A 24,864-nucleotide genomic window follows, 5' to 3' on the forward strand; every position below is an offset into this window, starting at 1 on the left:
TTTCTCATCGGATGCAATTTTCGCCTGCTGCCATCTGCGTTATGCTGCGATTCGGGCGCGCCCACGCCTCCCCCCCTCCGATCGGGAAAGTAGATTTCATGCCGGGCACTCTCATCATCGAACCGACTGTTGGGGCAATGCGCACAAGGAGGGACTGCGACGATCGCTCGTACCAGGAGGTTGCCGATGAAACTGACTGCACCGATCTACCATTTGAAACGCAGGGCGAAACGCCTGTGCCGTGAAGAAGCCATCCCGCTCCATGAAGCGCTTGATCGCATTGCCGTTCAGGAGGGCTACTCCACTTGGAGCCTGCTTGCGGCACGACAAGCGACTGCCGGCACCGCGGCGAGTATGCTTGCCCGGCTCGCTCCCGGAGATCTCGTGGTCCTCGCCGCACGCCCCGGCCAGGGCAAGACGCTGAAGAGCCTCGAGCTTGCCGTAGAGGCGATGAGGGCCGGCCATCGCGCCTACTTCTTCACACTGGAATATACCGTGACGGACGTCATCGAGCGTTTTGCGGCCATCAGGGCCGACCATGGCCGGTTTGCCCCGCTGTTCGAGATCGATTGCTCCGACACGATCAGCGCCGACCATATCGTCGGCAAGCTGTCCAAGGCCGATCCCGGCACGCTGGTGGTCGTCGATTACCTCCAGCTTCTCGATCAGCGACGTGACAATCCCGCACTTGGCGATCAGGTGCGCAAATTGAGGGCATTCGCGCGGCAACGCGGGCTGATCATCATCTTCATATCGCAGATCGATCGATCCTTCGAAGCCGCCGTGAAACCACTTCCGGACCTGGACGATATCCGGATGCCGAACCCCGTCGATCTCCGGCTTTTCGACAAGGCCTACTTCTTGAACAAGGGCGAAGCGAGGCTGCTGGCGATAAACCGAAACGAGAGCCTCCCTCGCTGACACGCGGAACGTATTTCCCGATGCTGCGTTAACGTTTCAAAGGCAGCAACGCGGAGGCTTCTCAATGAAAGGTATCGTTCTCTGGCTTATGGGCGTGCCGCTCATCGTCATCATCCTTCTCTACATGTTCGTATTCTAGAGAAGCAAAATGCAACGGCAGGTTGGCATATTAACGCAACCTTAAGATTCCACTGCCAGATTTGATATTGCGATGATGGACAATCGCAACATCTTTGATCCCCTTTTGAAACCGGCTCCTGCCGGTTTCTTTTTTTGATGCGCTCGTTTCGTACTTGGCGTTACTTGGCGGTTAGACCTTGACCGCCTGCTCCACGAAATCCTGCGAGCCGAAGAACTTGAGGTAGCGCTCGACCTCGGCCGGGTCACCGGTCGCCTTGCGCGGATTGTCGGAGAGTTTTACCGCCGGCCGGCCATCGGCCTCGCTGACCTTGCAGACGATCGAGATCGGACTGAGGCCGCTGATTTCCGTCGGCGCGCAACCGGCAAAATCATTGGTGAGGTTGGTGCCCCAGCCGAAGCTCATGCGCACGCGCCCCTCGAAGTGGCGGTACGTCTCGATGATCGTGTCGACGTCGAGACCATCGGAGAAGATCAGCAGCTTTTCCCGGGGATCCCGTCCCATCTTCTTCCACCAGGCGACGATTTTTTCGCCACCTTCGATCGGCGGCGCGCTGTCCGGCCGAAAGCCCGTCCAGTCCGCCACCCATTTCGGCGCGTCGCGCAGGAACGCCGCTGTGCCGAAGGCATCGGGCAGCACGATCAGGAGATTGCCGCCATAGAGTTGGTTCCAGTCCTGCAGCACCTTGTAGGGGGCGGCGGCCAGTTCCTTGTCGTTGCGGGCAAGGGCCGCGGCCACCATCGGCAATTCGTGTGCGTTGGTACCAAGCGCCTCCAGATCGTTGTCCATGGCGAGCAAGACATTGCTGGTCCCGGAGAACGAACTGCCAATCCCTTCCTTCAACGCCTCGACGCACCAGCGCTGCCAAAGGAAGCTGTGGCGGCGGCGCGTGCCGAAATCGGAGATCCTGAGGTTAGGGTACTGCCGCAGCCGCTCGACTTTGGACCACATCTTGGCCTTGGCGCGGGCATAGAGCACATCGAGGGTAAAGGGACCGAGGCCCTTCATCGCCGAGCGCGAGCGCAGCTCGTTGATGATCGCCAGCGCCGGGATCTCCCACATGGTGGTCTCCGCCCAGCGGCCGCGGAAGGTCAGCTCGAACTGGCCGTCGCTGCGTTTCAGCTCATAATCCGGCAGGCGGAACTTGGCGAGCCAGGCGAGAAACTCCGGCGAGAAGATCTGCTTGCGGCCATAGAAGGTATTACCCGCAAGCCAGATCATTTCCTTCTTGGAGAAACGCAGTTCGCGCGCGTGATCGAGTTGCTCGCGCAGTTCCTGCTCATCGATCTCGTCGGCGAGCCGCACCGTCTTCGTGCGGTTGATCAGCGAGAAGGTCGCATCGACATCCGGATAGAGCTGCCAGATCATCTGCAGCATCAGGAGCTTGTAAAAATCCGTGTCCAGCAGGCTGCGTACGATCGGGTCGAGTTTCCAGGCATGATTGTAGACGCGCCTGGCGATATCGGTCTTCGTCATCGGTGAAATTGCTCCTTCCTCTTGGGCGAGGCTAGATCATCTCGGTTAGTTCAGCTCGACACCGGCATCACGCATACGCGTCACCATGGCATGAAGCGAGCCGTTGAGATCGATGCCCCGACAGGCTTCGAGAACGACCGTGGTCGAGAACCCCTGCGCCACCGCGTCGAGCGCGGAGAAGGCGACGCAGAAATCGGTCGCGAGCCCGCAGAGCGTCACCTTTTTGATGCCGCGGTCCCTGAGATAGCCGGAAAGGCCGGTCGGCGTCCGGCGGTCGTTTTCAAAGAAGGCGGAATAGCTGTCGATTTGCGCTCGGAAACCCTTGCGGATCAAAAGTTCGGCGCGGGTCCATTCGAGCGCCGGATGGAAATCGGCACCGGCGCTGCCCTGCACGCAATGATCCGGCCAGAGCGTCTGCGCGCCATAGGGCATGGCGATCATTTCGAAGGGATTTTTGCCGGGATGGCTGGAGGCAAAGCTGGAGTGGCCGGCCGGATGCCAATCCTGGGTCAGAACCACATGCTCGAAGCGGTCGATCAGCCCGTTAATCATCGGCACGATCTCGTCGCCGCCCGCAACACCAAGCGCTCCGCCCGGGCAGAAATCGTTCTGCACATCCACGACGATCAACGCTTTATCCGCCATCATTCACCTCTGGACGATCAACTGCTTATCGATCACCAAAATCGATTTAAGTCCAAGATCAATCACAGAATTTGAGCGACGACAAGCCAGTTCCGCAGGCTTCCGAGATCGGAAGGGCAGATAAGCAAAAAGGGCGTCGGCCATGGCGGACGCCCTCGAACAAATGCGATCGAAAACGATCAGTTTCCGAGATTGTTGATGTTATCTGCGATCGAGAAGCCGGAATTGGCGATGCCGACCGGCTGGGCGACGAAGTTCAGGAACTTCGAGAAATCGACCGACGGGTGACGCGAGGCATAGATGACGTCGCGGTTCTTGACCGGGAAGGTCTGGCCGACAATCAGGCTGTCAGGCTTGCTCATGTCAAAGCGGTAGACGATCGGGTAGCGCCCCACGCTGTCGGTCTTCATGCCCTTACGCAGCATTTCGTTGAAACGCTGCTGACCGAGCAGGCTCATGACCACATCAGGCTCTTCGTAACGGAAGATGAAATAGCCCTTCATGTCGAGCGTGTAGTCCGAGCCACCGCCCGCAAGGCCCATCGCCTCGAGCAGATTGAGATCGTTGGCGCCGAATTCGACGCGCTGGTTGGCCTTGACCGCACCGAGGATCGTGAAGCGGCGCGGATCGCGCGTCACGAAGATCTGGTCGCCCGGCTTGACGTGGATATTTTCCGACGGGTTCTCGATGATCGACTTCAGGAGAACCGTTCCGGTCTTCTTGCCGCGCACCAATGTGACGAAGGTTTCATAGGGCTGCGCGACCGGGCCACCGGCCTTGGCGATGACCTCATTGATTGTTTCGTCGACGAGACTCAGCGGCACCACCGACGATTTGCCGACGGCACCCGAAACCGTAACGTTACGCGATGCGGTGCTCATGCTCGTGACGATGACGTCGGGCTCAACCGCCTTCTGCTTCAGCGCTTCCAGAATTTCCTGGCGCGCCTGCTCCAGTGTCAGGCCGGCAAACTTGACGGGGCCGACATAGGGGATGGCAGCCTTGCCATCCGGCTGAACGACGAGATCGATGCTCGTCTGCTTGGAGTCCTGCGTCGAGAACAAGCCGTCGCTGCCGGCTTCGAAGATCGAGACCTTAAGCTGGTCGCCAACGCCGATGACGACGCGGCCAACACCGCCGCCAATGCCGAAACGGCGATTAAGCGTCGAGGAGACATAATCGGAAACGAGACGCGCGGAGCGTCCGTCCACATCGACGATGTCGAAAACCGTTGCATTCTGGCGGCCGATCTCGGCGCCTGACTGGCCGGCGTCCTTGACGATCGCTCCGGCCAGCGGCCCTTCACCAGGCACAGCCTGGCACCCGACGAGGGCGGAGCAAAGCAGAAGGGCACTGACTCGTTTCAACTACGACACTCCACATTCGGCACAGCCATGATTTTGCTCATGGTTCCGCGCCGCATCATCCCCCGGCAGGGAATTTCGCCGGTCTCTGAAAAGCACAATCGCCGTCCCACAACAAGTCACCTCAAGACCAAGACGGGCAATTTATTTGAGCCCGCGTCTTTCTGGTCATACCTTCGATACCTTGAGCGTGGTTTGTCGCCCAATCCGACTTGGACTGGCGTTGACAGCGTGTATATCTTCAGTCTTTGGGGTTGAAAGCTAGGGACTTTAAGTTAAAAGCTGACTAATGAGGCGGAACGAATATAGCTGGGGATAGCCCGCAAGCATGACGATTGGCGATTGCATTTCAACTTCCGCCGCGCAATCGCAGGTGCAACTTTAACGGCATTTTAGAGCGTTCGATCATACATGGCTGTTGAGATTATTGGGCGTGCATGCCTCGCCCCTGGAGCAGAATCGCCCTCGGCGTTGTTCAAACTTCTACGTCAGGGCAAGTGCACCGTCACCAGCATTCCATCGGATCGCTGGGACGTGGCGCGATTCTGGCATCCCGTCATGGGCACGCAGGGGAAGACCTATTCCTTCGCGGCCGGCGTGCTGGATCAACTCTATGATTTCGATCCGGCCGTCTTCGGCATGTCGCAGCGCGAGGCCATGTATATGGACCCGCAGCAGCGCGTGCTGCTCCAGCTCGCCTGGCGGGCGCTTGAAGACGCCAACATCTCGGCGACGTCGCTGCACGGCGAAAACGTCGGTGTCTATATCGGCGCATCGAGCCTCGACCATGCGAATCTGACGGTCGAGGATCCGGCCGCGGCTGGCCCGTACTTCATGACCGGCAACACCCTGTCGATCGTCTCCAACCGCATCTCGCACATCTTCGGCCTCAGCGGCCCGAGCATGACGGTCGACACCGCCTGTTCCTCCTCGCTGGTCGCCCTCGACCAGGCGATGCGGGCGCTCAACGCCGGGGAGATCGACACGGCGATCGTCGGCGGCGTCAACATCCTTGCCCACCCCCTGCCCTTCGTCGGCTTCGCCCAGGCACGCATGCTGTCGCCGGAAGGCCTCTGCCGCGCCTATGACAACGACGGCGCCGGCTACGTGCGCGCCGAAGGCGGCGTGGTCTTCGTGCTGCGCCGTTCCGACCGGGCGCGCCGCGAGAAAGACCGCAGCTATGCGCGCATCGTCGCGACCGGCGTGAATTCGGCCGGCCGCACCAACGGCATTTCGCTGCCGTCGCGCGAAGCCCAGGCCAACCTGCTGAGAGCGATCTACGAAGGAAACGGCATCGACGCCAATCAGGTGGCCTTCGTCGAAGGCCACGGTACCGGCACCAAGGTCGGCGACCCGGCGGAAGTCTGGTCGATCGGAACGGTCATCGGCGCCAAGCGCCGGGCGCCTGTGCCGATCGGCTCGATCAAGTCGAACATCGGCCATACGGAACCCGCCTCCGGCCTCTTCGGCATGCTGAAGGCCATGATGGCGCTTGAGAACAACTACCTGCCGGCTTCGTTGCACTTCGACACGCCGAACGAGCATATCGATTTCGACGGCCTGAACGTCCGTGTCACGGCAAACCCGATCGAGCTTCTGCGCGGCAAACGCGTGCGTCTTGCCGGCATCAACTCGTTCGGCTTCGGCGGCGCCAATGCGCACGTCGTTATCAGCGACCCGGAACCGGCCGCCGATGAAAAGGCCGCAAACCCGTCGTCTTCGGGACATGTGTTCCTCGCAAGCGCTCATACGCAGTCGAGCCTGGAAGCCCTTCTCAAGGATTACAAGACCGCTTTCGCGCATGCTTCCAAGGGTGAAGCCCGTGCGATGATCGCCGCATCGGGTGCCAACCGCACCCATATGCGCCATCGGTTTGCCGCTCGCAGCGACCAGCCCGAAGATATCGTCCGTGCGATCGCCAGCCACCTGGAAAAGCCCGGCTCGGATATCGGTGAGGTCGGCGAGGCCGTCGTTCGCGACGCCAAGGTCGCGTTCGTGTTCTCCGGCAACGGCTCGCAATGGGCCGGCATGGGTGTGGAAGCCTTCCGCGAAAACCTGCATTTCCGCCAGTGTTTCACCTCGGTCAGCGCGCTGTTCAAGTTCCATTCGGATATCGCGCTCACCGATCTCCTGACCGATCCTGATCTCGACAAGAAGCTTGCCGACACGAAGATCGCCCAGCCGCTGCTGTTTGCGGTGCAGGCCGCCCTGTCGGATTCGCTGGTTGCCATGGGCATCAAGCCGGTCGCCGTCTTCGGTCACTCCGTCGGCGAAATCGCCGCGGCCTATGCCGCCGGCGCGCTATCGCTCGTCGATGCCGTTTCGATCGTTGCGAAACGTTCGCTGCATCAGGACCTGCTTGCCGGCCACGGCACGATGGCGGCCGTCATGCTCGGTGAAGAGGCTGCTCGCGCCTTTGCCGAGGCTCGCGGTCTTGACGAACTCTGCGTTGCTGCGGTCAACGCCCATAATTCCGTGACGATCTCGGGCCCGGCCGACCAGATCTCGGCCTTCCGCGATGCCGCCCGCAAGGCGAAGATCCCGGTCCAGATCCTCGACATCAACTATCCGTTCCATCATCCGATCATCGATCGGGCGAAGGATGCCTTCCTCTCGGACATCCCCGATATCGCACCGCGCCGCACCGAACTCGCCTATCTTTCGACGGTCACGGGTGCCGCGCTCGAGGGCACGCAGCTCGATCCGGAATACTGGTGGAAGAACGTTCGCGAGCCGGTCCGCTTCCAGGCGGCTGCGGAAGCCGCGATCGAAATGGGCTGCCGCCTGTTCATCGAGATTTCGCCGCGCCCGATCCTGTCGTCCTACGTCAAGGAGACGATCAAGCAGGCAGCAGCCCCCGGCATGGTGGTGCCCACGCTGCTCAGAGACGTCGCCGAAAGCGGCCAGGATCCGATCTCGGCCGCGATGGCACGTGCCGTTGCGCACGGCGCCGTCGTGGATACGACCCGGGTATTCGGCAAGCGCAATGCATCGATCGCCCTGCCAAGCCTGCCCTTCGAGCCCGTCGAACTGCGCCCAGCGGCAACAACTGATGCCACCGACCTGTTCGGCCGGATTGCCAGACCATACCGCCTGACCGGCTGGCGCAGCGATCCGAACAGCGGCAGCTGGAAAAACCATATCGACGCCCATCTCTTCCCGGATCTTGCCGAACACGTGGTGGACGGTAAGGCGATCCTGCCGGGCAGCGGCTTCATCGAGATCGCCGTTGCTGCGGCACAGCAGTTCTATGGCAGCGAAGAAGTCGAGATCACCAATCTCGAAATCGTCCGGCCGCTGGAACTCAGCGACACAAAAATCATGGAGCTGTCGACCGTCCTTTCGCCAGAGACCGGCGACCTCGAAATCCGCTCGCGTGAACGGCTGTCGGAAGACGACTGGGCCGTGCACGCGGTTGCCCGCTGCCGCAAGCCGCTGCCGGCCGGGGACCGCGCCTATCCGTCGCTCGCAGGCCTCGCCAAGACGGCAACGGTGGCACCGGGTCGCGCCTATGAGACGGCGCGGCAATTCGGCCTCGACTACGGTCCTCGCTTCCAGCTACTCGCAAAAGCGGTTGCCTATGGCGACCGCCTGGTCGATGTCGAGCTGAAGACGGCCGAAGCCACCGGACACCCGCTGGTCAGCTATGCCCTGAACCCGATCTCGGTCGATGCGACCTTCCACGGGCTGGTGGCGCTCTTCGACCGATTCACCGGCGACAAGAGCGGCGCACCCTATATTCCCGTCCGCTTCGGTTCGGTTCGTGTCGTCAATGGCGGCCTGCCGATCGCGCGCGCGATGATCGAAATTGAACGCGTCAGCACCAATTCGATCAAGGCGAAGTTCCACTTCTTCAGCCAGTCGGGCGAGCCGATCGCGCATTTCGAGGATTGCCGTTTCCGCCGCACCTATCTGCGCAAGCACAAGACGCTCGATGCGCTGTCCTTCCACTACGAGGCAGTACAATCGGAAGCCGCCCTGCCAGGCCTTCTGCGCAACAGCCTTGCGCCGGTATCGATCGCAATGCCGGCCGCCGGCGAGGCTGGTGTCGACAATGCGACGCTGCTCTTCAATGCCGCGATCTACCGCGCCTGCCAGGAGATCGCCCTCAAGCTCGGTAAGGGGCGTTCCACGATCCAGGGCGGCAATCTGCCTGGCGATTTCGCCTTCCAGTGTTTTCTGACGAGCTGCCTCTACGTGCTCGAAGATGCCGGGCTCTGTGAGCACAAGGATGGTGTGTGGACCGTCGCGCAGGAATTCAACCTGCCGAGCGTGCCTGAAATTCTGAGCGAACTTTACGGCGAACGGCCTGACCGCGCCGTCGAGGCCGTGCTGATCAACAACGCCTATGCGGAAGCCCTTGCCCGCATCGACGCCTTGCATGCGGGCGACGAAGCGGCCTCGGGATCGAGCTTCATCAGCGACGCCACGATCGACCATCAGGCGGTTCATTCGGAGGCAAGCCGCCAGCGCATGGCCTTCGTGCTGGAGGCTCTCGAAACGGCGCTATCGGCACAGTCCGCCGGAGCGCGCCTGCGCATCGTCGAACTCGGCAGCGTATCCGCCGGTTTCACTAAGCGGCTGGCGACTCTTGCCGAAAAGCATGGTGCAAGCCTCACCGTGTTCGAAGCACGCGATAACGCCCAGCGCGGCCTTGAGCTGGCCTTCGAAAACGACGCCCATGTACACATCCTCAAGAAGGGCGAACTCGCGACGCTTGCGGCCTTCGATCTTGCTGTCAGCGCGTCCGACGGGTTCTACGGCCTGATCGAGGACGATGTGGCGGTTCGCACAGCGTTGCGCACGGCACTGCGCCCTACGGGTGGGCTGATTGCCGCGGTCAGCGCGCCATCGCTGTTCAACGACTTCGCGCTTGGCCTGTCCGAGGGCTGGTTCGCGCGCAGCCAGACGGCGGAGTTTCCGATCGGCAACCTCGCGGCGGCGCCGCACTGGCAGAAATGCCTCGACGATCTCGACCTGCGGGACACCGACATTGCCGACCGCGAATGTGCAAGCGGCAACGTCATCCTGCTCGAAGCGCGTGGCGCAGCAACTGCTTCCGCAGACGCGGCGGTGCCGGCATCCGTCCCCCACCTGCTGCTGGAGATCGCGGGGCACGAACAGCGCGAGCCCTCTGGTTCAGCCATTCGCGTCAGCCTGACCGGCGACGCGGCTGCGGACAAGGCCGCGCTCCTGCCAGCCTTCGAGACGCTGGGGGGCCAACCGCTTCGGGCAGTCTTCCTTGCCTTGCCGGCGGCCGCGTCGCGCACCGACGATTCCGCCTCTCTACAAACACAGATCCTCGCGCTCGGCACGTTTGCCGAAGCATTGCGCCAGCATATCGGCGGTACGGAGCCAGCGGACGACAAACGGCCCCGTCTCGTGCTTGTCGCGCCGGGCGGCGCACCGATCGCCAGCCGGACGGTCGGCGCGGCGGTCGCAAGCGACGGCGTCAATGCCGGCCTCTGGGCTTTCGCACGCGTGCTTCAGAACGAATACGAGTTCCTCGACGTCCACTCGCTCGACATCGACGGTTCACCGACGACGGATGCTCAGATGGCTGCGGCATTGCCGCTGCTTGGCGCGATGGGAGTAAACCGCGAATGGCTGCTCGAAGGCGAAGCTGGCGCTGCGCTTTCGGAGATCCGCGCCGTGCCTGGCCCAGTCGACAATGGGCACGCGGCAACGGCTGACTTCAAGGCTGCAACCATCCGCCAGCGCGTCAGCTCTCAGGTGGGCAGCATCGTCTGGGAAGAAAGCGACATCCCCTCGGCAGGCCCGGGTGAAGTCGTCGTCGCGGTCGCAGCCACCGGCCTCAACTTCCGCGACGTAATGTGGGCGATGGGCCTTCTGCCGGAAGAGGCGCTCGAAGACGGCTTCGCAGGCGCGACGATCGGCATGGAGCTTTCCGGCCACGTGGTCGCGGTCGGCGACGGCATCGATGACCTCGCCGTGGGCGATGCCGTCATGGCGATTGCATCCTCCGCCTTCTCGACCCACGCGGTCGTTTCGCGCGCCGGCGTCGCCAGGTTGCCGCAATCGGTCAGCCCCGTCGCCGCGGCGACGGTTCCGGTCGCGTTCCTGACTGCCTATTACGCGATGGTCGAGCTTGGACGGATCCAGCCTGACGAAACGATCCTCATCCATGGCGCCGCCGGCGGCGTCGGCCTTGCCGCGCTGCAGGTCGCAAAGCTGAAGGGCGCCAGGATCATCGCCACGGCAGGATCGCGCGAGAAGCGTCGCTTCCTGTCGATGCTGGGTGCCGATCACGTCTTCGATTCCCGTTCGCTCGATTTCGTCAACGACGTTCGCGCCGTGACGGGCGGTGAAGGCGTCGATCTCGTGCTCAACTCGCTGTTCGCCGAGGCCATGGAGCAGAGCCTGGCGCTGGTGAAGCCCTTTGGCCGCTTCCTTGAACTTGGCAAGCGCGACTATTACGCCGACAGCAAGATCGGCCTTCGGCCGTTCCGCCGCAATGTCAGCTATTTCGGCATCGACGCCGACCAGTTGCTGGTCAATCAGCCGAAGCTGACCAAGCGGATCTTCACCGAGATCGGTGCGCTGTTCGAAGACGGCAAGCTGACGCCGCTTCCCTATCGCGCCTTCGACTTCGACGAGATCGGCAACGCCTTCCGACTGATGCAGAATGCCGGGCATATCGGCAAGATCGTCGTGCTTCCTCCGGTCGCCGGCACGCATCGCGTTGCCAAGCGTCCGCATGGCGGCATGAAGGTCGATCCGAACGGCATGCATCTCGTGGTCGGCGGCATCGGCGGTTTCGGCCTGGCTGCCGCCAACTGGCTCGTCGAAAAGGGTGCGACGAAGGTCGCGCTCTGCTCACGCCGCGGCCTGGCGGACGCCGAAACGACGGCAATGATCGAAGCTTGGACGAAGGCTGGCGTATCCGCCACGGTTCATGCCTGCGACGTCACCGATCCGGCAGCGACGGAGCGCCTGCTCAAGACGTTGCGCGCCGTGGCACCGCTGCGCTCGATCGTCCATGCCGCGATGGTGCTCGACGACGCGCTGATCAGCAACCTCAACCGCGAGCGAAACCGGCCGGTCATCGACACCAAGGCCAAGGGTGCCGCGGTTCTCGATCAACTGACCAGCAACGACAAGATCGACAACTTCATCCTGTTCTCGTCGGCGACGACACTCGTCGGCAACCCCGGACAGGCGAACTACGTCGCAGCCAACGGCTATCTCGAAGGTCTCGCCCGCGCCCGTCGCGCACGCGGCCTTGCGGGTCTCGCCGTCGGGTTCGGCGCCATCGCCGACAGGGGCTATCTGGTCCAGAACACGGATGTGAACGACATCCTCGCCAAGCGCATCGGCAAGACCGCGCTGAAGGCGCAGACGGCACTCGACATGGTCGAGAGCCACCTGGCCTTCGATCCAGGCACCGTCGATGCGGCAACCGTGATGATCTCGGAGATCGACTGGTCGGCGGCACGCAATCTGCCTGTCGCCAAGAACGCGCTCTTCGAAGTCATCTTGCGCAGCGCCGACCAGCATGCGACGGGCGGCGAAGGCACCAAGATGGACCTCGTCGCGATGATCGAGGGCAAGTCGCCGCAGGAAGCCGAAGACATTCTCTTCGACCTCGTCGCCGGCGAGATCGCCGCAATCCTGCGCGTATCGAAGGATACGGTCACGCGCAGCAAGGTTCTGAAGGAAATCGGCCTCGACAGCCTCATGGCCGTCGAACTCGGCATGAGCTTCCAGCAGAACACCGGCTTCGACATGCCGCTCAGCGGCGTCGCCGACAACACGACGGTTGGCGATGTCGCCCGCAAGCTCTATGAGAAGGTGAGCAAGCGCGACCAGAGCGACGATGCCGAGCCCGCCGACGACAAGATTGTCAGCGAACTTGCGCAGCGGCACGTCGGAACGGCGAAGGAAAAAGCACAAGGCCAATGAGCACGAACGGAAACGGTCCAGGCGCATCCAAGATGACCAGCAGCCTCAAAGAGAACCTGCTGGACCGGATGAGAAACACGCATCAATCCTCCGAGCGCAACCGCATGGCGCGCTCGGAGCGGGAGATGCCGCCGCCGGCGCGCCGGCAGCAGGCCCGTTTTGAAGACCTGCCGGAATACAAGCAAGTGATGACCCAGAAGTTCGCAAGCGAACAGCTCGGCATCGCCAATCCGTTCTATCGTGCCCATCAGACGGCCGCCGGCGCGACCACCGTCATCGACGGCCGGAAGCTGATCAACTTCGCCTCCTATGACTATCTTGGCCTCAATCGCCATGCGGAGGTGCTTGCGCGGGCACGCGATACCATCGGCACCTTCGGCATTTCCGCCTCGGCGAGCCGCCTCGTCGCCGGCGAGCGCCCGGTGCATGTGGCGCTGGAAGAGAAGATCGCCGGCTTCTATGGCGTCGATGCCGCCGTCTGCTTCGTCAGCGGCTATCTCACCAATGTCGCCGCCATCAGCTGCCTGATGGGACCGAAGGACCTCGTCGTCCACGACGAGTTCATCCACAACAGCGCCCTTGCCGGCGTCAAGCTCTCGGGCGCGACTCGACGCCTGTTCAAGCACAATGACGTCGCCGACCTCGAACACGTGCTACGCACGGTCGCCGGCGACTATCGCCGCATCATGGTCATCGTCGAGGGCATCTACTCGATGGACGGCGATGTCGCCGACCTGCCGGCGCTTCTGAAGCTCCGGGCCGAATACGGCTTCTGGCTGATGGTCGACGAAGCGCATTCGCTCGGCGTTCTCGGCAAGACCGGCCGCGGGCTTGCAGAGCATTTCGGCGTCGATCCCCGCGAGATCGACATCTGGATGGGCACGCTCTCCAAGACCACGTCGAGCTGCGGCGGCTACATCGCCGGCAGCGCAGCGCTGGTCGAGGTGCTGAAGGCATCGGCCGGCGGCTTCGTCTACAGCGTCGGCCTTGCGCCGGTGCTGGCGGCCGCGGCAACCACAAGCCTGGAGGTGCTGGAACGGGAGCCGACGCGCACGGCGGCGCTGCGCCGCAACGGCGCGCTCTTCCTCAAGCTTGCCAAGGAAGCGGGGCTCGACACCGGCCTCAGCAGCGGATTTTCCGTGGTTCCGGTTCTGGTTCGCGATTCCCTGCGAGCGGTGCAGCTGTCGAACGACCTGCTTGCCGAAGGGGTCAATGCGCTGCCGATCATCCACCCGGCGGTCCCGGAAGGCCTGGCTCGGCTGCGCTTCTTCATCACCAGCGACCACACGGAAGAGCAGATCCGGCGCACGGTAACACTCACGGCCGAGCGTCTGGCCGACCTTACCGAACGCAACTTCGGCCTTGGCGGCATCGACATCGACCAGATGATGAAAGCGCTCTCGGCGCGCTGACCTGGTCGCATTTGCTGCCGGGTCACGCGGTTGCCGAAGCAGAGCCGCTTCGTACTCTCCCGAACTCTGGAGCGGAATACCAGCATGGCGCATGTGATCATTACCGGTGGCTCGAGCGGTATCGGATTTGCGGCCGCATCGATCTACGCGGCGCGCGGGGCGCGCCTCTCGCTGATTGCCCGCTCCCGTGGCCTCCTGGAAGACGCGCAGGCAAAACTTATCGCATCCAGTGGGGCCAACGCCGACAGCATCCGGATCGAGGCCGCCGACGTCGCGGTGGAAAGCGACGTCGAAGCGGCCATTCGTCGGTGCGAACAGGCCTTCGGCCCCTGCGATATCCTGGTGGCATCGGCCGGCATCGTCGAACCCGGCCGGTTCGAGGAGCTCGACAGCGCCTCGTTCCGGCAGCAGATGGACACCAACTTCTCCGGCACGGTGCATGCGGTCCGGGCGGTCTATGACAGCATGAAGCGGCGGCGTCGGGGCCGGATCATGATGATCTCGTCCGGCGCAGGGCTACTCGGCATCTATGGCTATTCGGCCTATTGCGCCTCCAAGTTCGCCGTGCACGGCTTCGCCCAGGCGCTGCGTTCAGAAGCCCGTCCGCACGGCGTCAGTGTCTCCGTCTGTTTTCCGCCGGATACGGAAACGCCGCAGTTTCAGCGCGAGCTGGCGGCTCGCCCGCCGGAAGCCGCCACGATCATGGGCACGGTCCGGCCCTGGCCGGCCGAAGCGGTGGCCAAGCGGATCGTCAAGGGAACCGACCGCGGCCGGTTCGAAGTCTATTTCGGCACGACATTGTTTCTACTTGGACGCTTCGCTCCCGCCGTTCGTCCCCTGCTCAACTGGTGGTTCGACCGGGCGATTGTGCGGTGCGGCAACACGGCGACGCATAATCGTGGAGTGTCCGAGCACCGGACCTGACGGTGCTTGTACCTAGCATCGATAAGATCTAAGTGTCGGGCGGACGCTGTGCCGCATAAAGCGGCATCGGCCGGCATGAAGACATGAAGGTTTCCGCTTGGCGTTGCTTCCCTTTCAGCTGCACGACTACCCGATAACACTGACGCTTAGTTGTTATCTGCTGTCCTGTGCGGTGATCTTCTTCACCGACCGTTTCGCCCTGCCGAAGCGGGAGCGGCGCGCCAATCCTTCGCCTTTCGGACGCACGCAGGACGTGATCGACGTGCTTGCCCGCCTGCCTGTCATCGCTCTGGTCTTTGCCGGTTTCTTCGCCGGATCCTGGCGTCCGCTCTATGCGGCGGCGGGCACGATGAGCTTCTTCATCATCTTCACCGGCATTTCCCGCGCCAAGTTCAAGTTCATCCGTGAACCGCTGATCTTTTCCGACATCGCGCTGGTCGTCGACGTGTTCAAGTACAAGACGATCTTCTATGCGAGCTCGCTGAACGTCGTCTTCTGGACCGTCGCCTTCCTCTACGTCTTTGGCGTTTCCAGCCTCTACATGTATTTCGAGCCGGCCATTCTGCCGGACCGGGGGAAGGCCTTCTGGATCCTCGTGATGCTCGGCATCGCCTATGGTCCCTGGCTCCTGCTCTTCTACGGCCCGGTGAACCGCCCGACGGCCGCGCTGGTACAGCGGCTGCTCAAGGTCCTCGACGTCAAGATGAACACGGTGCGCTTCGGTACCTTCGGCTCGGTCGTCTTCCGTTTCATCATCTGGCTCGGTGTGCGTCGCGAAAAGATCGTCGCGGATCTCTCCAAGATCGTCCGGGCCGCCGTGCAGGATCTGATCGGTGACGATGGCTCGCCGCTGATCGTCGTCTGGCAATCGGAATCCTTCATCGACATGCGGCACTTCGGCGTCGATACGCTGAAACTGCCGACGCTCGACCGGCTGCGGCGCGAGGCGGTTCAGTGGGGCCGGCTCAGCAGCGTGTTCGAAGGCGGCTATACGCTGCGCACCGAATTCGCCGTGATCAGCGGCCTGGTGCCCGACGATATTCATGTCGACGCCAGCTATCCCTATCTGCGCGCATCGCACTATGCCGACGTCGTCTGGCCCGGAAAGTTGAAGCGTGCCGGCTGGAATACCCACTTCATCCATCCTTATGACCGGACCTTCTTCCTCAGGCACAAGGCGATGCCGCAGCTCGGCTTCTCCAAGCTGACGATGCTCGACGGTTTCGACCATCGCCCAGAGCGAGACGGACCCTACGTCTCCGACGAGAAGCTCGCGGCGAAGGTGATCGACGCAAGCGAGAAGCTGCCCGAAGACGAAAGCGGCTTCATCTTCGTCGCATCCATGGCCAATCACGGTCCATGGGAGCCGGGCCGCGTCGGCGACCTCACCAATCCCGTCGACATCTATCTGGCCATCCTCGAGCAGTCCGATGCGGCGCTCAACACATTGAGCGAACACCTCGACAAGCTCGACCGTCCGGTCTGGCTCGTCTTCTACGGCGATCACGCACCGCTGCTCAAATCCTTCGCCGACCCCTTCCCGGATCCGCGCACCGACTATCTGATCGTGCCGCTCGCCAAGGCGAAGCGGTCGTCCCATAAGCCGGCCGCACCGAGCAGCGTCGAGGCCTGGAACCTGATCGAGGCGCTTCTCAACCACGCGAACCTGAGAAAGGATACGCTGCGCTAGCGGCGGTCTGCGGATGGAGAACGCTTCGACGACATCGGCCGGTGGGGCCGCACGGCCGAGACAGCGGGTCTTCCTGTTCCTGCAGGGCCCCTCCTCGCCGATCTTCCGCAAGATCGCCGACCGGCTCGAAGCCCTTGGCCACCGCTGTCTCAGGATCAACCTGAACGTCGGCGACCAGATCTTCTGGCGCCGCAAGGGCGGCTTCAACTATCGCGGTACGGCGGCCGCCTGGCCCGGCTATCTCGAGACATTCATCGCCATCCACGGCGTCACCGACATGCTGCTGCTTGGCGAAGAGCGGCCTTATCACCAGGCAGCGACTGCCGTCGCCCATCGCGCCGGCGTCAGTGTCGCGATTATCGAAATGGGCTATCTGCGGCCGGACTGGCTGACGCTCGAGCGCAACGGCATGTCGTCGAACTCCCATTTTCCGAACGACGCCGGTCAGATCCTTTCAGCAGCGTCAAACCTGCCGGAGCCGGACTGGCGCAAGCGCTACAGCCAGACGTTCCTCGCCGATGCGAGCTACGATCTGCTCTACAATCTGCCGAACGTCTTTTTCTGGTTCCTGTTTCCGCACTACCGCCGTCACGGGATTTTCCATCCGCTCGCCGAATACGCCGGCTGGGTGCGCCGGCTGCTCTCCGAAAAACGGCGCAGCGCGGAAGCGGTGGCGACCGTTACGAAGCTCCTTTCGGACGATGCCCCCTACTTCGTCTATCCGCTTCAGCTCGAAACCGACTTTCAGCTCAGGGCGCATTCGCCCTTCCACAGCCAGAAGGATGCAATCGCTGACGTCCTGACCTCGTTCGGCGCCTTTGCCGCGCCGAATGCACGCCTGGTCTTCAAGGTGCATCCGCTCGACAACGACCTGATCCCGTGGCGCAGCTTCATCGAGCAGCGAGCAGCGGCGCTTGGCTTGAGCGGGCGCGTCTTCTACCTGGACGGCGGAAATCTCGATACGCTTGGCGAGGCCAGCGCCGGCATGGTCACGGTGAATTCGACGGCCGGATTGCACGCCCTGAAGCAAGGGCGGCCGGTCAAAGTGCTCGGCACTGCCGTCTTCGATATTGCCGGTCTGACCGACCAGCAGCCACTCGACGGTTTCTGGCAGGCGCCCCAGGCGCCGGAGCCTGAACTTAGTGTCGCAATGTTCCGCCTGCTTGCCGCGTCGATCCAGGTGCGCGGCAACCTTTATTCCCGCGCCGGAACCGATGCCGGCGCGGAAGCGATTGCCCGGCGGCTGAACGAAAGCAGCCTCAACGAACCTGGCGCCTTTATTGACCCCGCGCCGCGCCAAAAGCCTGCGAAACGCGCGCCTTCCGCTTCCCGCCAAGGCTAGCCGTTTTCACATCGCGGGGACCTAGCGCGGCGCGAGCGCTGCGGCGATGGCGGCGACCAGCATCAGGCCGGTCGCGGCCAAGGGCAGCGCGGAAAAACCAGCCCCGCCATAAACCACGCCGAAACCAAGCGTTCCCAAAAAGAGCGACAGATAGGTGACGCCGCTGTTCAGCCCCATGATCGCGCCACGCCTTGTGGGATCGAGCGCCGTCAGCCGCATGATCAGCACGTTGAGACCGAAATGGTTGGCAAGGCCCCAGAAAAAGACGACGACCAGCATGGCCGTGTAGGAGCTACTCACGGCGGCCATCGCCGCATAGACGCCGGCGACGACGAGAAAAATCAGAGGCAGCAACCTGCCAGCGCCGAAGCGGTCGATCAGCCGGTCGAGTAGTGCCGCCGCACCGAAGCCGAAGCCGTAGGAAACGGCCACGAGGCCATTGGCGCTGAGGGGCAACCCGAGCGCTGCGTGCAGGTGTTCGCCGATATAGGCATAAACGCCGTAGAAGGCGGCCATGAAGGCGGCACAGGCGATCAACAGCGGTCCGGCGCCACGCACGCCAAGCGCCGCGAGCGGCGACGTCGTCTTGCCGGCCAGACCTTCCCGCACCGGCGCGAGCCTGACGGCCGCGCAAGCAACCAGCGTGGCTACGGCAACGACGAAGTAAACGGCACGCCATCCTCCAAAGTCAGCAATCGCTGCCGATAGCGGCACGCCGGCCACCATGCTCAGCGTCCAGCCGGTCAGCACCAGGCCGATCGTCTCGCTCTCCCGTCCGGCCGGCGCGATGACCGAGGCCAGCGTGTAGATCGACGGAAGCGCAATGCCGGTGGCGACGCCGACAACGAGTTGGGCGGCGACCAGGAACGCCAGCATGGGCGCAAGCGCGCTACCGGTGAGCCCGGCGGCCAGAAGCAACAGCGCGGCAGCCAGAATGCGATGAGGGCCGTACCGGTCGATGAAGCGGCCAAGGAAGATGGCGCTGACGGCCGTGCCCAGTCCGAAGGCGGCCGAAGCGACCATTACCGATGGAACATCCGTGCCGAGGCTCCGCGCCACCTCCGGCGCGATTGGTCCGAGCGCCAGCGAGTTGGAGCCGATGACGCCGATGCAGACGGTCAGGACATAGGCGAAGGGCGGGATGCGCGCCCTGTCGATCGAGGTCCTGTCGATCGAATTTGGCGAAATTTGTTGATTGATGTTCGTCATTCCTTCATTTTTGCAGAATGAACTTCAGCAACAAGAGGAATTCTCGGTATGGACCAAAATACAGATGACGTTCGGCGGAAGCGTCCGCCGGAGCGCGACCTCGACGCTATGGACCGAAAACTATTAGGCGTCCTCGTCGAGGACGCGACCACAAGCTATGCCGAGCTTGGCGAACGCGTCGGACTTTCGCCGCCGGCGGCGCATGAACGGGTGAAGCGGCTCCGGCGTTCGGGCGCGATCCGCCGCGTGTCGGCGCTCATCGATCCGGACGCGGTCGGAAAGACGCTGCTTGCCTTCGTCCATGTCGACACGACCGGCTGGGGCAAGACGCAGGCGCTGCTTGCGATCGAGGAATGCCCTGAAGTGGAAGAGATCCACTCGGTCGCCGGCGACACCTGCATGCTGCTCAAGGTGCGCACAGAAAGCACGCATGCGCTCGAAGGGCTTCTGGCGCGGCTCTACGACACGCCGGGCGTCAAGGCGACGCGCAGCTATGTGGTGCTTTCCACCTATCTGGAACGGCCGGTGCAGCCGGGCACGACGAGCGACTGGCCCGCCGTGGTGAAGGGGTAGGCTGCTTTCGCCAGGCGGAGAGCCGCCTTGGCAGTCTCAGACGACGCCGGCGCGCAGCAGGTCGTGAATATGCAGGATGCTGACCGGCGCCCCGCCGTCGTCGACGACGAAGAGCACGGTCACCTTATGCTGCTGCATGAATTCCATGGCGCCGCTTGCAAGCACGTCGCCGCGGATCACGCGCGGATTGCGCGACATCACCGCCTCGACCGGTTGCAGCAGCAGGTCGCCGGACATGTGACGACGCAGGTCACCGTCGGTGATCACGCCGGCCAGCTTGCCGCCATCGTCGATGATGCCGACGACACCGAAACCCTTGGACGACATCTCGATCAGCGCCTCGCTCATCGGGCGTCCGACGCTGAGAAGCGGCATCTGGGCGCCGTCATGCGCCAGCTCGCGAACAAGCCGCAACTGCGCGCCGAGCTTGCCGCCCGGATGAAAGGTCTTGAAATCCTCGGCCGAAAAGCCGCGCCGCTCCAAAAGCGCGATGGCGAGCGCGTCGCCGATGGCGAGTTGCAGCATGGCCGAGGTCGTCGGCGCGAGGCCGTGCGGACAGGCTTCCTGAACCTTCGGTAAGACGATCGGCACTTCGGAGTTGCGGGCAAGCACGCTGTCGCGGTTGGCGCAGATCGAGACGATCGGCACGTTGAAGCGCTTGGCATAGGTGAGCATGTTGGCAAGCTCGGCCGTCTCGCCCGACCAGGAGAGCAGGATCAGCACGTCCTGCGAGGTGACCATGCCGAGGTCGCCATGGCTCGCTTCGGTCGGGTGCACGAAATAGGCGGATGTTCCGGTCGATGCCAGCGTGGCTGCAATCTTGCGGCCGATATGGCCACTCTTGCCGACGCCGGAGACGACGACGCGCCCCTGGCTTTCGCCGATCAGTTCGACGGCTTCGACGACGCTGCGCGCAAAAACTTCGTCAGCGCCAAATTGGTCCGCCAGCGCCTTGATGCCGGCCATCGCGGTCGTCAGCGTCCGGCCGATCGACTCCAAAGCCGCAAGTGCAGTGCGGTCATCCGCCGATGCATGTCTCAAACCCATGATGACCCCAATTCTGCGAAGACTTAAGCAACAGGCACGAATTTGCCCGCCAGACCATTGACGGCAGATAAGCGCTTTTTCTTGGCAAACCAAGTCTTGGAAGCAGAGTTCGGGGGAAAACTGGCGTGAACCGCGGCGTTTTCGTCAGCCGGCGCGCTTTTCTTCCATTTCCAGCGGCATCGACTTGTCGGCCGCGAATTCTTCGAGCGTCATCGAATCAAGAATGGCGGCAACGGCATCACGGACCGTCGTCATCGACACCCGCACCTGACAGGTCTCGGGATCGTTACAATCTTCGCAGACCTCGTAGGCCGTGCGGCTCGCACAGCGGATCGGCGCAAGCGGCCCGTCCAGCGTGCGGATCACGTGACCGATACGGATTTCCGAAGCGGGCCGCGAGAGGGAATAGCCGCCGCCAGGCCCCTTTTTCGAGCGCAGCATGCCGGCGTTGCGCAGCTCAAGCAGGATCGTGTCCAGGAACTTCTTCGGGATATTGTTGCGCTGCGCGATCTCGGTAATGAAGGCAGTTTCCCCCGGCTCCAGCCGAGCAAGATCGACCAAGGCCTTCAGGCCGTACTTTCCCTTCTTCGTCAGCATTCCGGCACGCTTTCCCTGCGGCGGCACCCCAGAAAACGGGAATCATCCGCGCAAATGCAAATATATATTGGCATAGCACAAGAAACGTACTGCCAACATATAATTATAGTGGGGAATTGACCGATGTCGCGGGCAATTGCGTGCGGCCGATGCGGCAAGATTTGCGGATGTCTTCGCGGTGGATGCGGGAGAAAAGCCGAAACCGGCTTTTCTCATCCGCTTCAAGTGCGGCTTCAGGCAGCGGCGCCGTGGTTCTGCCGCTTGGCCTGGACGGCCTGGTGGGCCAACAGCTGCCGGATTGCGGCGCGCGCTTCATCGGCCGAGCCGAAGCGCTTCGCGTCTAGGTCCCAGACGTGATACTTCACCGCCAGGAACTTGAAGCGATCTTCATCCGGGACAACAACGCCGACGGCTTCGCCGCCAAATTCGATAACCTGCTTGCTCATACAAATAACGCTCCATCCACGCTGTCGGCGCGGAAACTTTCAATTTCGGCAAAAGATAAAGTTCGAGGGGTTCGAAGGTCACATTCGGCAAAGATTGCGAATGAGCCATTTTTTCTCTGTTGCGCGACAAAGGAGACGCGTGCCGAAGAAGGCGGCGGTCGAGACGGTTTCGGACATGTCACTCTCCTTTGGCTGGCCCGGCATCAGCAATGCCGGAGCGTTCGATGAACAACCGTGAGGCGGACTCCCCGCGTTCACGTAGTGGCAAACTAGAATAATCTACCAATTCCGTCAATTAAAAAGATGAAGACGCAGAAAAAATTTCTTCACCCTTTAAATTCAAGGGGCGATGTACGCAAAATCCATCCACCCGTTCCGGAACCGGAGACCTACGCTATTTAGGAAGCGAAGAATCAGTCTGCAAGGCACGGGTGGATAAAGACAGCACATTCGGACAAAAAAGGGGCGGCCCGTCGGGCCGCCCCTTCACGTTTTGTGTTCCAGTGCCGGATGTCAGGCAGCAGGCGTGCCCGCCTGCGGCGTGGTCGTGCCACCGCGGGATGCTTCGCGATCCTTCCACCAGCGATTGAGGAACAGCAGGATCGGGCCGCCGATATAGATCGACGAGGTCGTTGCCACGATCACGCCGAAGATCATCGGCCAGGCGAAGCTCTTGACGGCATCGCCGCCCCAGATTGCCATCGGCACCAGCGAGAAGGCCGTCGCCATCGAGGTGAAGATGCATCGCGCGATCACCTGGTTGATGCTCATGTCGATGAGATCCGAGAACGGCATCGACTTGTACTTCCTGAGGTTCTCGCGCATGCGGTCATAAACCACGACCTTGTCGTTGACCGAGTAGCCGATCATCGTCAGGAGCGCGGCGATGGCCGTCAGGTTGAAGTCGATGCCTGTCAACGCAAAGAAGCCGATCGTCTTGGTGATGTCGAGCAAGAGGACCGCGATCGCGCCGACGGCGAAGTGCCATTCGAAGCGGAACCAGATGTAAAGCAGGATCGCCACCATCGCGAGACCGACAGCGAGGAAGCCCGAACGGGCAAGCTCGGTGCTGACGGTCGGGCCGACGACTTCGGTGCGCTCGAAGCTCGCATCCGGGATCGTCTGGACGACGGCATCCTTGATGCGGTTGAGCGCTGCCGTCTGTTCCTGCTCGCCGCCCGGCTGGCGCTGGACGCGGATCAGGACCGATTTGTCCTGGCCGAATTCCTGCAGCGCCACTTCGCCGATGTTGAGCGCTTCGAGATTGTGGCGAAGCGTCGGAAGGTCGAGCGTGTTCTTCGAGGTGGTTTCGACCTGGATACCGCCGACGAAGTCGATGCCGTAGTTGAGGCCGGGCGTGAAGAACAGCACCACCGAGCTGACCGACAGGAAGGCGGACATGCCGATGGCGACGAAGCGGCCCTTCATGAAGGAGAAGGACGGAAGCTTCGGAACCTTGCCGAACAGCGACGGGATCTCGAGCTTCTTCATCTTCCGGCGGACGACGACCTCACGCATCATCAGGCGCACGACGGTGATCGAGGTGAACATCGAGATGATGATGCCGAGCATCATGGTGACGGCAAATCCCTTGACCGGGCCGGAGCCGAAGGCGAACAAGAGCACGGTGCCCGAAAGCGTCGTGACGTTACTATCGATGATGGTCGCGTAGGCCTTGTTGAAGCCGATATCGAGCGCCTTCATCGCGCCGGCACCCGCTTCCGTTTCTTCACGGATACGCGCGTTGATCAGGATGTTGGCGTCCACCGCCATGCCGATGCCGAGAATGATACCGGCTATACCCGGCAAGGTCAGCGTCGAGCCGAGCATGGCGAGAAGCGCGATGGTCAGGATCGTGTGCAGCACCAGGCCGACATTGGCGATCATGCCCCAGGCGCCGTAGAGCACGACCATGAGGGTGACGACGAGCGCGAAGCCGGCAAGACCGGTGTAGATGCCCATGCGGATCGAGTCGGAACCGAGGTTCGGGCCGACGGAGCGTTCCTCGATAACGGTGAGCGGTGCCGGAAGCGCGCCGGAGCGCAGCAGCGCCGACAGAACGGTCGCTTCCTGTGCGGTGAAGTTGCCGCTGATCTGGCCGTTGCCGCCGATGATCGGCTCGCGGATAACAGGAGCCGTCAGGACCTTGCCGTCAAGAACGATCGCGAAGGGCCGGCCGACGGCAGCCTGGGTGATTTCCGCGAACTGGCGGGCACCGAGCGTGTCGAAGGTGAAGGACACGATCGGTTCGTTGGTGCGCTGGTCGAAGCCGGCCTTGGCATCGGCCAGGCGCTCGCCCGAAATCGCGACGCGGCTTTCGACCGCGTATTTGTTGTTGTCGTGGGCGCCCGGCAGAATGTCGACGCCGCGCGGCGCCGGCTGGTTGGGATCCACGGTCTGGTCCACCATGTGGAAGCTCATCTGCGCGGTCGAGCCCAAGAGCTGGCGCAGTGCCGTCGGATCCTCGAGGCCCGGAAGCTGGACGAGAATGCGGTCGGAACCGACACGCTGGATCAGCGGCTCGGCAACGCCGACGGTGTCGACGCGCTGGCGGATGATCTCGAGGCTCTGTTCGACGGCCTTGGTGGTGCGGTCGGCAAGGCCGGCCTCTGTCATCGCGATGTTGATGCTGTCGCCGTTCTCGGTCACCTCGATATCGGAAGCCGCGCCGCCGAAACCAAGCGTGCCGACAGGGGCCGCCAGCTCTTTCAGCTTCGGCAGAACCTTTTCGCGGTCGGCCGGATCTTCGATCTTCACGGTAACGGTATCGCCGGCGATGCGGGCCGAGGAGGCCGAGATGCGCTCGGCGCGGAGCGCCCGGCGCGTATCGTCAAGCAGCGTTTCGAGACGAGCTTTGCGAAGGCCGGCGGCATCGACTTCGAGCACGAGGTGCGAGCCGCCCTTGAGGTCGAGGCCGAGGGTCACCGGCTTGACCGGCAGCCAGCCTGCAAATTGTTCACGTTGTGCCGGCGTCAGCACGTTCGGAAGCGCCGCGATACATCCGAAGATGATCACGACGACATAGACGAGAATCGCCCATTTCGATGTACGCATGTTGTGGTTCCAGAAGAGCCTGCGCGGGCACGGGGCGCGTCGTCAGGGCTTGTTTCATAAAGGGCAGAGCTGCAGCCGAAGCCGCCAGCCAGCCAAAATCCG

The 24,864-nt window shown here is 62.7% G+C and carries 15 protein-coding genes; 7 read left to right on the top strand and 8 right to left on the bottom strand.

Annotated elements, in window-relative coordinates:
• The first annotated feature begins 186 nt into the window (after positions 1 to 186).
• Complete coding sequence (locus OVA00_RS16430) at positions 187 to 921, top strand: DNA helicase (RefSeq protein ID WP_090294988.1); 735 nt, start codon at positions 187 to 189, stop codon at positions 919 to 921.
• A 310-nt stretch (positions 922 to 1,231) separates the two neighbouring features.
• Here the strand turns inward: OVA00_RS16430 and pncB are convergent, their stop codons facing one another.
• The 3 genes from pncB to OVA00_RS16445 all read right to left on the bottom strand — a co-directional run bounded on the left by pncB (position 1,232) and on the right by OVA00_RS16445 (position 4,548).
• Entirely contained in the window at positions 1,232 to 2,536 is a 1,305-nt protein-coding gene (pncB, locus tag OVA00_RS16435) for a nicotinate phosphoribosyltransferase (protein WP_034797014.1), read from the bottom strand.
• Between the two features lie 45 nt (positions 2,537 to 2,581).
• Entirely contained in the window at positions 2,582 to 3,181 is a 600-nt protein-coding gene (pncA, locus tag OVA00_RS16440; RefSeq protein WP_112984490.1) for a bifunctional nicotinamidase/pyrazinamidase, read from the bottom strand.
• 179 nt (positions 3,182 to 3,360) lie between these two features.
• On the bottom strand, positions 3,361 to 4,548 hold the full coding sequence (locus OVA00_RS16445; RefSeq protein WP_034797015.1) for a polysaccharide biosynthesis/export family protein: 1,188 nt from the start codon (positions 4,546 to 4,548) through the stop codon (positions 3,361 to 3,363).
• A 408-nt stretch (positions 4,549 to 4,956) separates the two neighbouring features.
• Between OVA00_RS16445 and OVA00_RS16450 the strand changes: the two genes are divergently transcribed.
• The 5 genes from OVA00_RS16450 to OVA00_RS16470 all read left to right on the top strand — a co-directional run bounded on the left by OVA00_RS16450 (position 4,957) and on the right by OVA00_RS16470 (position 17,836).
• The gene (locus OVA00_RS16450) at positions 4,957 to 12,468 is read left to right on the top strand and encodes a type I polyketide synthase (protein ID WP_268089329.1); all 7,512 of its coding nucleotides are present in this window, start codon (positions 4,957 to 4,959) and stop codon (positions 12,466 to 12,468) included.
• A complete protein-coding gene (locus tag OVA00_RS16455; protein ID WP_268089330.1) occupies positions 12,465 to 13,880 on the top strand; it encodes an aminotransferase class I/II-fold pyridoxal phosphate-dependent enzyme in 1,416 nt (471 codons plus the stop codon). The genes OVA00_RS16450 and OVA00_RS16455 overlap by 4 nt, the downstream gene beginning before the upstream one ends.
• Positions 13,881 to 13,964: 84 nt before the next feature.
• Complete coding sequence (locus OVA00_RS16460; RefSeq protein WP_060522319.1) at positions 13,965 to 14,804, top strand: SDR family oxidoreductase; 840 nt, start codon at positions 13,965 to 13,967, stop codon at positions 14,802 to 14,804.
• A 97-nt stretch (positions 14,805 to 14,901) separates the two neighbouring features.
• A complete protein-coding gene (locus OVA00_RS16465; protein WP_268089331.1) occupies positions 14,902 to 16,494 on the top strand; it encodes an LTA synthase family protein in 1,593 nt (530 codons plus the stop codon).
• Positions 16,495 to 16,507: 13 nt separating this feature from the next.
• Positions 16,508 to 17,836 (top strand): capsule biosynthesis protein, encoded by a 1,329-nt coding sequence (locus OVA00_RS16470; protein ID WP_268089332.1) that lies wholly within the window; start codon positions 16,508 to 16,510, stop codon positions 17,834 to 17,836.
• 21 nt (positions 17,837 to 17,857) lie between these two features.
• Here the strand turns inward: OVA00_RS16470 and OVA00_RS16475 are convergent, their stop codons facing one another.
• On the bottom strand, positions 17,858 to 19,045 hold the full coding sequence (locus tag OVA00_RS16475) for an MFS transporter (protein WP_268089333.1): 1,188 nt from the start codon (positions 19,043 to 19,045) through the stop codon (positions 17,858 to 17,860).
• A gap of 48 nt (positions 19,046 to 19,093) precedes the next feature.
• Here OVA00_RS16475 and OVA00_RS16480 point away from each other — a divergent pair, with 48 nt between their 5' ends.
• Positions 19,094 to 19,618: an Lrp/AsnC family transcriptional regulator gene (locus OVA00_RS16480; protein ID WP_034797032.1), complete on the top strand. Its 525-nt coding sequence runs from the start codon at positions 19,094 to 19,096 to the stop codon at positions 19,616 to 19,618.
• A gap of 36 nt (positions 19,619 to 19,654) precedes the next feature.
• On the opposite strand, the gene OVA00_RS16485 is transcribed toward OVA00_RS16480, so the two are convergent.
• The 4 genes from OVA00_RS16485 to secD all read right to left on the bottom strand — a co-directional run bounded on the left by OVA00_RS16485 (position 19,655) and on the right by secD (position 24,762).
• On the bottom strand, positions 19,655 to 20,665 hold the full coding sequence (locus tag OVA00_RS16485; RefSeq protein WP_034797034.1) for a KpsF/GutQ family sugar-phosphate isomerase: 1,011 nt from the start codon (positions 20,663 to 20,665) through the stop codon (positions 19,655 to 19,657).
• A gap of 144 nt (positions 20,666 to 20,809) precedes the next feature.
• Positions 20,810 to 21,262 (bottom strand): RrF2 family transcriptional regulator, encoded by a 453-nt coding sequence (locus tag OVA00_RS16490; RefSeq protein ID WP_034797035.1) that lies wholly within the window; start codon positions 21,260 to 21,262, stop codon positions 20,810 to 20,812.
• Positions 21,263 to 21,495: 233 nt separating this feature from the next.
• Entirely contained in the window at positions 21,496 to 21,708 is a 213-nt protein-coding gene (locus tag OVA00_RS16495) for a hypothetical protein (protein ID WP_268089334.1), read from the bottom strand.
• Between the two features lie 513 nt (positions 21,709 to 22,221).
• A complete protein-coding gene (gene secD, locus OVA00_RS16500; protein WP_034797042.1) occupies positions 22,222 to 24,762 on the bottom strand; it encodes a protein translocase subunit SecD in 2,541 nt (846 codons plus the stop codon).
• Positions 24,763 to 24,864 lie beyond the last annotated feature (102 nt).

This window comes from Ensifer sp. SL37 (assembly GCF_026672675.1).
GTDB classification, from domain to species: Bacteria; Pseudomonadota; Alphaproteobacteria; order Rhizobiales; family Rhizobiaceae; genus Ensifer; species Ensifer adhaerens.

Bases quoted from the DNA above. Each gene is read 5' to 3' on its own strand.
- OVA00_RS16430 (WP_090294988.1), top strand. From the start codon at position 187: ATGAAACTGACTGCACCGATCTACCATTTGAAACGCAGGGCGAAACGC.
- pncB (WP_034797014.1), bottom strand. From the start codon at position 2,536: ATGACGAAGACCGATATCGCCAGGCGCGTCTACAATCATGCCTGGAAA.
- pncA (WP_112984490.1), bottom strand. From the start codon at position 3,181: ATGGCGGATAAAGCGTTGATCGTCGTGGATGTGCAGAACGATTTCTGC.
- OVA00_RS16450 (WP_268089329.1), top strand. From the start codon at position 4,957: ATGGCTGTTGAGATTATTGGGCGTGCATGCCTCGCCCCTGGAGCAGAA.
- OVA00_RS16455 (WP_268089330.1), top strand. From the start codon at position 12,465: ATGAGCACGAACGGAAACGGTCCAGGCGCATCCAAGATGACCAGCAGC.
- OVA00_RS16460 (WP_060522319.1), top strand. From the start codon at position 13,965: ATGGCGCATGTGATCATTACCGGTGGCTCGAGCGGTATCGGATTTGCG.
- OVA00_RS16470 (WP_268089332.1), top strand. From the start codon at position 16,508: ATGGAGAACGCTTCGACGACATCGGCCGGTGGGGCCGCACGGCCGAGA.
- OVA00_RS16475 (WP_268089333.1), bottom strand. From the start codon at position 19,045: ATGACGAACATCAATCAACAAATTTCGCCAAATTCGATCGACAGGACC.
- OVA00_RS16480 (WP_034797032.1), top strand. From the start codon at position 19,094: ATGGACCAAAATACAGATGACGTTCGGCGGAAGCGTCCGCCGGAGCGC.
- OVA00_RS16485 (WP_034797034.1), bottom strand. From the start codon at position 20,665: ATGGGTTTGAGACATGCATCGGCGGATGACCGCACTGCACTTGCGGCT.
- OVA00_RS16490 (WP_034797035.1), bottom strand. From the start codon at position 21,262: ATGCTGACGAAGAAGGGAAAGTACGGCCTGAAGGCCTTGGTCGATCTT.
- OVA00_RS16495 (WP_268089334.1), bottom strand. From the start codon at position 21,708: ATGAGCAAGCAGGTTATCGAATTTGGCGGCGAAGCCGTCGGCGTTGTT.
- secD (WP_034797042.1), bottom strand. From the start codon at position 24,762: ATGCGTACATCGAAATGGGCGATTCTCGTCTATGTCGTCGTGATCATC.